The organism is Moorena sp. SIO4E2, assembly GCF_010671945.1.
In the GTDB taxonomy this organism is placed as follows: Bacteria; Cyanobacteriota; Cyanobacteriia; order Cyanobacteriales; family Coleofasciculaceae; genus Moorena; species Moorena producens.
Genome location: NZ_JAAHIE010001177.1, coordinates 1 through 1,520, shown reverse-complemented (window position 1 = coordinate 1,520; position 1,520 = coordinate 1). Strand labels below are relative to the sequence as shown.

Sequence of the window (1,520 nt, the reverse complement as noted above, 5' to 3'; positions counted from 1 at the left end):
TCCGGAATCTGAGGATGTTGTCCCAGCACTTGCAGCCTAGTAGCTTCTTGGCGGAAAGACTCAGCCGCTTTCTGAGCATTGTTGGTATCCTGCTGTTGTAAGGATAACTGTTTGATGATACACTTACCATTGCTATCCTCCGCCTCATCCACCCCCAGAAAGGTGCGCCCCATACCACCAATACTAATTAGCCTAACAGCACGGAAGCGTCCGCCTAATCGTAATCTAGTTCCACAATAGGCACAAAATCTGGCCTGATCGGGATTTTGGGGATGTTGGCATTTAGGATTAAGACAGTAGCTCATGATATGGGGTGGTCAAGTCGAAGGGTTGGCAAGTTGACAAGTTAGCCAGTTGACAGATTTGTTGAAAGTTTTCCCCGAGTTTTCCCCAAGTTTTCCCCATTGTTAACGGTTGCTAACCTACCAAGAAACTAATCTACCAACCGTCAAGCTTGGCCTTTCGGCCACGCTACGCGAACAACCTTCCACAAACGGGTGGATCTTATTATTGCAGTGTGACCCGGTGGTGCGTTACGGGGCGGGCTATCTATACACTGGCTTCGAGGCGGAAAATGAAGGCATGCCCCCCCTAACGCACCCTACGCAACTAATCTTCAACCTTCAACCATCTAACCTTCAACCTTCCACAACCCAACCTTCAACCTTCCACAAACCAACCTTCAACCTTCAACTAACTAACCTTCAACCATCCAGTTGACGCACCCCTAACCCAAAGGCGTTTACACGCTACCGAAAGTTGGGATTGGACTAGCATTCTGACGATTGAAGCTCGGTAGATCAACCCTGGTGATATTGCGGCTTCTGACCGCTAGTCGGTAACTGACACTCTGGAGTTCGGCGTGGAGTTGTCGGTTTTCCCGCTGTAACATGGTCACCTTCTCCTTAACAGGTGCCATCCGTTCCGAAAACTTCTGGTGATAAATTTTTGGTAGCTCTTGTACCACTTGTTCTAGCTGACGGGAGCGCTCGGTTAATTCTTCTACATTCTCCCGCAATTGCTTAATTTCCGTATCACGGGTGGCAATTTGCTGTTGATAAAATTCCACCTGCTGCTCCACATCGTGCAACTGTTCGCGCAAGACCACCATCTGAGCCTTGTGGCGCTCAGACACCTCTTGGGGAGGTTTGAAGTTAGCATTCCCCTTCACCAAGCGGAATAATTCTTGAGACAGCTGCTGCACTAACTGGTCTCTAAGCTGCAACTCTTCCCGCAAGCGAGATACTTCCGTTTGCAGTGCTGATCTCGATAGGGTTTCAATCTGCCTCACCATGGCTTACCACTCCAAGTAACTATACAATTTTCAATAGTAGATGGCGACCGGGGGTGTCGATCACTGATCACAAAATATACTGTTGCAGCTAATGTACCATCCAAACCCGGCAGTTGACCATTCAAAACGGTTGTAGGGTGGGCAAATGGACACGAATCGCTGAGGAATTGGTCAGAGGAAAGGTATTTGCCCACCCTACCCCTCCCGACTACTGAGATTTCATGGG

At 48.9% G+C, this 1,520-nt stretch carries 4 protein-coding genes; 1 reads left to right on the top strand and 3 read right to left on the bottom strand.

Annotated features, from left to right (window positions below; genetic code table 11):
* Positions 1–305 (bottom strand): 4-Cys prefix domain-containing protein (locus F6K37_RS41915; protein WP_287257158.1); only part of this gene is annotated, 305 nt, incomplete at its 3' end.
* A 109-nt stretch (positions 306–414) separates the two neighbouring features.
* Between F6K37_RS41915 and F6K37_RS41910 the strand changes: the two genes are divergently transcribed.
* Positions 415–720 carry a hypothetical protein gene (locus F6K37_RS41910; protein WP_287257157.1) on the top strand — a complete coding sequence of 102 codons (306 nt, stop codon included), beginning with the start codon at positions 415–417 and terminating at the stop codon, positions 718–720.
* A gap of 22 nt (positions 721–742) precedes the next feature.
* On the opposite strand, the gene F6K37_RS41905 is transcribed toward F6K37_RS41910, so the two are convergent.
* Entirely contained in the window at positions 743–1,294 is a 552-nt protein-coding gene (locus F6K37_RS41905; protein ID WP_287257156.1) for an Npun_F5560 family protein, read from the bottom strand.
* Positions 1,288–1,520: hypothetical protein (locus F6K37_RS41900; protein ID WP_287257155.1), on the bottom strand; the 233-nt coding region annotated here is incomplete at its 5' end. The genes F6K37_RS41900 and F6K37_RS41905, both read right to left, overlap by 7 nt.

What these genes read in the sequence shown, in the direction of transcription:
- F6K37_RS41905 (WP_287257156.1), bottom strand. Translation starts at nt 1,294, where the DNA reads ATGGTGAGGCAGATTGAAACCCTATCGAGATCAGCACTGCAAACGGAA.